The following is a 4,887-nucleotide window of genomic DNA, read 5'->3' as shown; positions in this document are numbered from 1 at the left end:
CCTCCCGCGACTTGTATTTACATTACCACAATAGTAGAACGTTATCCGAATTATTTGACTGGCGAATTTATTCGCTACCTAGACGGTTCGCTCGGTTTCATCTCCCAGCTAAAGAGCGTGGGAGCCTTCACCCATCGCTTTTCCGGTAAATAGAACATATGTACTATAGAATAGACGTAGAGACGTAGCATGCTACGTCTCTACAAAATTAATTTGTGTCTACCCAGTACCACTCAGGATTTATTCAGGAACGCCTGAATTTGACCAATAGCCGCGGCACCAATGTTGAACAAAGCCCAACTTGCGGCTAAGAGGATAGGTAACAAGACAATGAGTAACCGCCAATCCATAGTTTCACCTACCTCGCTTAATGCTTAAATTTCTGTGAAGGATTCTCATATATATAGTTTTAACCAAAATATGCCCCCAAAAGTCAATAGGTCGCCAGCTTTTTTTCAGCGTCGGTAAGCTTTCTCTTCTCCGGGTTCTCATTCAGGTTGGCTAAAGCCCAAGTCTGTGCCTTTTCCCCCATGAACCAAAGCCAGCTTTTGGTAGCGTCGCGCATGTTCGATTAATTCAGCCGCCTCAGTTTCAGAAATATCACGGACTTTTCGCGCCGGAATGCCAACCACCAAGGAGAAAGGGGCAACATCTTTCGTCACCAATGCCCCAGCACCGACAATGCTGCCATATCCTACCCGCACACCATCCAGAACAATCGCACCAATCCCAATCAGACATCCCCGTTCAATATGGGCTGAATGGACGACAGCTCGATGTCCAATTGTCACATGGTCTTCCAGAATAGTCGGCTTACCCGGATCACCATGTAAAATAGCACCATCCTGAATATTGGTGCATTCACCAATTTCAATCCGCTCGACATCGCCCCGCACTACAGCGCCATACCAGACGCTGGCTCCAGATGCGATCGCGACTTTACCGATAACTACCGCATTGGGCGCAACAAAGGCGGCTTGAGACAAATCAACAGCGGACCAATAGGAGGGAGTTGCAGGAAACTGGGGATGAGAATCAGTCACAATTGCCTATAAAACAGATGAGTGTGTTCGAGCGTATTCTATAATTGATGAAGCCACAGATATATTTATACAGGTACTAGCGCAATCGCCGAATGAATGACGATACCTTCAACCCTAGATGATTAATCCTAGTTTACAGTACCCCATATTCGGTTCAGAGATTCAATGTCCTCACTGTCGGCAGTCTATTCCGGCATTGACATTGACCGATACCTATTTGTGTCCCCGGCATGGCGCTTTCGAGGCAGACCCCAAAACTGAAGAACTCATCCATTTACAATCGGGGCGTCATTGGCGTCAATGGGAGAGTGAGTGGTATCGTCAGCATACCCATCCGGATGGGATTCGCTTTGAAATTCACGAAGCCCTTGATCGCCTGTACACTCAAGGCTATCGGGCAACACGGGTGATTATTGCCAGTCGCTATCGAGACTTAGTTAGCGCCTATCTGGAACGAAGTACCCCCTGGCGCGGACAATCTGAACCGGGACGTCCCCGACTTTATGGCTTACCCGTAGCATTTAGCCCTGATCCAGGCGAGGAACCTTGTTGGGAAGTGATTAACTTCAATTTGGAAAAAGAGCCAGGAATTCCAGTACGCTATCCTTATTTTCGATTATTTGAGTAAGTTGTCATTGGTCATTGGTCATTTGTCATTTGTCATTTCAGGACTTACGCACAAACGCCATTTATGGTAGGGGCACGGCAATGAAAGAGCCCCTACAGGTAGCGCCTGTGCCGTCAAGAAAACGGAAGTCCTAATTTGTCATTTGTTTGCTTTCCTATCACTAAGTCGGGGCGGGTTTAGTTAAGTTAGGAGTTTGAGCTGGAGTGTTATCCGTAAAACCCGCCCCTACAGAGATTAACAATTAAAATTATTTGTGAATCATGCATCATGCTTCAATTCGCACGGCTGATATCCATCGCGCGATCGCGTTCTACGAACAACTAGGTTTCACAATCTCCGAACGCTTCACGGCGGGGATTACTCTCGCCTGTTGGATGGAGGGATTAGACGGACGAATTGAACTGATTCAAATCCCGGAACCTAAACCTGCACCGGATGCTTTTGGGGATGAACATTACGTCGGTTACTATCATCTCTCTTTTGATCTCACCGAAACGGTTCCCGACTTACCTAGTTGGCTGGAATCGCTGCAACAGCGCATGGATGAAGCATCGAGTCAAAATCCGGATCAGTTTCACCCCTTGAAAATTCTTTTAGAACCCACTCAACAAATTATCGGCGATCGCGTGTACGAGGTGGCATTTATTGCCGATACCGATGGATTACCCTTGGAATTTATCCGAGTCTTGGCAACCCGTCAAGGATAATCCCTAGGATAATCAGTGATAGGTAGATTTTTCTACCCAATTAATAGGGAGTAGCCGTCAGGGGCTTGTAGCAGTATCAAGGGGGGTTAGGGGATGAGGATGAACGGTTCGATGCGTGCGGGTATACTTCCCCTATGCTTACTTAAATTTTTTGTCTGTTCTCTATCTCTGAAAATCAAGAGGTTGTCGGGACAAGAGCGGCACTCTTGTTGCACCTGACCCTCCATTACAGCATTCTGCAACTGCATGAACGCTCGGAGATCTTGTGAATCGTATTTGCCTCTGAGTAGCTGTCGCAGTTGGTCTTCGGCTTCCCTGGTGAGATAGCGTGTCGTTAGTGCCTGTTGAACAATCTTACGAATCAACATGATTTTAGTCCTTACCTTACCCTTTCATTAGGTTCTCAAGTTCAGCAGGTGAGTTTTATGCAAAAGTCAGGTATGTGCTACAAATCTTTACATAAGCGATTGGGAAACTGTGTAGGGGATCTTTTCACTACTATCGTTTCTGACCTCACAACAGATGGGACTAAAACCGCCCTGACTGTTCCAGATGTAGCATACTACCTCTGGAACTCCCCATCTTCCCCATACTGCCGCTTCTGTTAAACTTTTGTAAAGATTTTCCCCACCTTGCATAAAATCGCCCTTGAGTTGGTGAGACCTCTATGAACAGAGTTAAATCGGTGTATCAACACAATTTCAGGTAACTGATGTACGAACTCTATCGCTATCTATGAATGCCATAGACCAACAGTTAAAGCAACTGGCACAGGACGCACAGCAGCATCCTCCCCGAAGTAAACAACGACAGCAAGCTTTAGCCAAGCTATTGGGTGCTATTCAGCAGTCCGGTAAACTGACTCGTCCCTATCCCGAACAATTCCACGGATTTTATGAGGATATTTATGATGAAGCCAAGCAACGCCTATTTTGTTATATTTGCGAAAGGATTGATGATTATAACCCTAGTTTTGAAGTTTTACAATGGATAAACTTTATGCTAAAGCATCGATTTTTCAGGGAAGCCAGTCGTTCTATGATGCCAACCCTGCATAAAGGAGTCGATGCTAAACGAGTCAAACGTTTAACCCTGGATGACTTAGAGAAAAACAATCCAGCCGAAGTTAATCCGCAGTTGACGCCCTCTCTGTTACAAGAAATCATTCACTATCTAGAAACTGACCCTGAAGGACTGTTTAATCAAACCTATACGTCCAATCAGCCAGCCGCCAACTTCCAATTTTTAGCCCTTAAACTTTTATCCGGGTACTCTTGGAACGAAATTTCTGAAGAATTAGGAATTAAGATTTCCACCTTAAGCAGTTTCTACCAGCGTTGCTTAGCTAAATTTAGTCCCAAGTTAAGAGAATACTTATCATCATAATCTCCCCTGAGGTAAAGAATACAATGTTAAACACCACGAATGAACCCCTCATGCTGACTGTCCCCCTGACATTAGAAGCCCATCAAATCGCTCAACAGTTTCACCAACAGCATTGCCCCCAAAAGGCAAAACAAGTTTACCTGAATACATTAGCCGTCTATGCTGTCAAGACTTCTCTAAAATGCCTGGGAATTCCGACAAACTGGCAGGCGAGTGATAGTTGGAATCCAATCATGCAAACCTTGGAAAATACAGCCGACTTATTGATTAAAGATATTGGCAAATTAGAATGTCGTCCCGTCTTACCCAACGCCGCTAGCTGTCATATCCCCGCAGAAGTTTGGTCTGAGCGTATCGGTTATGTAGCCGTTGAATTGAATCAAGCCTTAACTGAAGCCAAATTACTGGGATTTTTGCCCAGCGTTAACACCGAAGAAGTTCTCCTAACTCAACTTAAATCACTGGAACATTTATTAGAGCATATCAATCCATCCAGACAACCAATACAACTCAATCAATGGCTACAAAATATTTTTGATGTCGGTTGGCAGACTGTGGACACATTATTCGATTCCTCGCCAACAGAACTCGCCTTTAATTTTAGAAATTACACGCAAATAGCCACCCATTTATCAGAACCATCCGATCTTAAAATTACACGGGGTAAGCGGTTGACGTTAGGACGCCGATATGATGATGAACAAGTCATATTAGTCATGAATTTGATACCAACCCGCTCATCAGAACTCGATATTTCGGTTGAAATTTATCCGACCAATGGTCAATCATATCTACCTAAAAATCTGCGACTGATGATTCTTGATGATACAGGAGAAACAGTGATGCAAGCTGAAGCCAGAAGCACTAAGCAAATTCAATTACAGTTTAGTGGAGAAGCAGGAGAATGCTTTAAAGTCAGGGTGGCGTTAGCTGATATTAGCATAACGGAAACTTTTATTATTTGAATAGACCATTCGCTTCGTTATCAATGGATAATTAATAATTGATAATTGATAATTGATTAATTGGGTCTAAGACCTCTTCGTTTACGAAGAAATTAAAAAAGATTTTCCTTAATTTCAATCCTATTCTTTTAAGGAGAGGTCATTATCCATTGTTCATT

The 4,887-nt window shown here is 44.1% G+C and carries 7 protein-coding genes; 4 read left to right on the top strand and 3 right to left on the bottom strand.

Features of this window, described 5'->3' with window-relative positions:
• Window positions 1-233: 233 nt before the first annotated feature.
• Both RLO19_RS19100 and RLO19_RS19095 read right to left on the bottom strand, forming a co-directional pair.
• Window positions 234-350, bottom strand: coding sequence for a photosystem II protein Y (locus tag RLO19_RS19100; protein ID WP_446358965.1), 117 nt, complete (start codon window positions 348-350; stop codon window positions 234-236).
• Window positions 351-488: 138 nt separating this feature from the next.
• A complete protein-coding gene (locus tag RLO19_RS19095; protein ID WP_446358964.1) occupies window positions 489-1,043 on the bottom strand; it encodes a gamma carbonic anhydrase family protein in 555 nt (184 codons plus the stop codon).
• 118 nt (window positions 1,044-1,161) lie between these two features.
• Between RLO19_RS19095 and RLO19_RS19090 the strand changes: the two genes are divergently transcribed.
• The gene (locus RLO19_RS19090) at window positions 1,162-1,671 is read left to right on the top strand and encodes a TIGR02652 family protein (protein WP_446358962.1); all 510 of its coding nucleotides are present in this window, start codon (window positions 1,162-1,164) and stop codon (window positions 1,669-1,671) included.
• A 260-nt stretch (window positions 1,672-1,931) separates the two neighbouring features.
• Window positions 1,932-2,378, top strand: a complete 447-nt coding sequence (locus RLO19_RS19085) for a VOC family protein (protein ID WP_446358960.1) — start codon at window positions 1,932-1,934, stop codon at window positions 2,376-2,378.
• Between the two features lie 86 nt (window positions 2,379-2,464).
• Here the strand turns inward: RLO19_RS19085 and RLO19_RS19080 are convergent, their stop codons facing one another.
• Entirely contained in the window at window positions 2,465-2,746 is a 282-nt protein-coding gene (locus tag RLO19_RS19080; RefSeq protein ID WP_446358959.1) for a hypothetical protein, read from the bottom strand.
• 367 nt (window positions 2,747-3,113) lie between these two features.
• On the opposite strand from RLO19_RS19080, the gene RLO19_RS19075 reads away from it, so the two are divergent.
• Window positions 3,114-3,764 (top strand): sigma-70 family RNA polymerase sigma factor, encoded by a 651-nt coding sequence (locus RLO19_RS19075; protein ID WP_446358957.1) that lies wholly within the window; start codon window positions 3,114-3,116, stop codon window positions 3,762-3,764.
• Between the two features lie 23 nt (window positions 3,765-3,787).
• On the top strand, window positions 3,788-4,729 hold the full coding sequence (locus RLO19_RS19070) for a DUF1822 family protein (protein WP_446358955.1): 942 nt from the start codon (window positions 3,788-3,790) through the stop codon (window positions 4,727-4,729).
• Window positions 4,730-4,887 lie beyond the last annotated feature (158 nt).

The sequence above is a fragment of the Coleofasciculus sp. G2-EDA-02 genome, assembly GCF_040226375.1.
Taxonomy (GTDB): Bacteria; Cyanobacteriota; Cyanobacteriia; order Cyanobacteriales; family Coleofasciculaceae; genus Coleofasciculus.
The sequence above is the reverse complement of the archived record's forward strand: the minus strand, read 5'-3'. Positions and strand labels throughout refer to the sequence as shown.

Coding starts and splice junctions, on each gene's coding strand:
- RLO19_RS19100 (WP_446358965.1), bottom strand. CDS start 350: ATGGATTGGCGGTTACTCATTGTCTTGTTACCTATCCTCTTAGCCGCA.
- RLO19_RS19090 (WP_446358962.1), top strand. CDS start 1,162: ATGATTAATCCTAGTTTACAGTACCCCATATTCGGTTCAGAGATTCAA.
- RLO19_RS19085 (WP_446358960.1), top strand. CDS start 1,932: ATGCATCATGCTTCAATTCGCACGGCTGATATCCATCGCGCGATCGCG.
- RLO19_RS19080 (WP_446358959.1), bottom strand. CDS start 2,746: ATGTTGATTCGTAAGATTGTTCAACAGGCACTAACGACACGCTATCTC.
- RLO19_RS19075 (WP_446358957.1), top strand. CDS start 3,114: ATGAATGCCATAGACCAACAGTTAAAGCAACTGGCACAGGACGCACAG.
- RLO19_RS19070 (WP_446358955.1), top strand. CDS start 3,788: ATGTTAAACACCACGAATGAACCCCTCATGCTGACTGTCCCCCTGACA.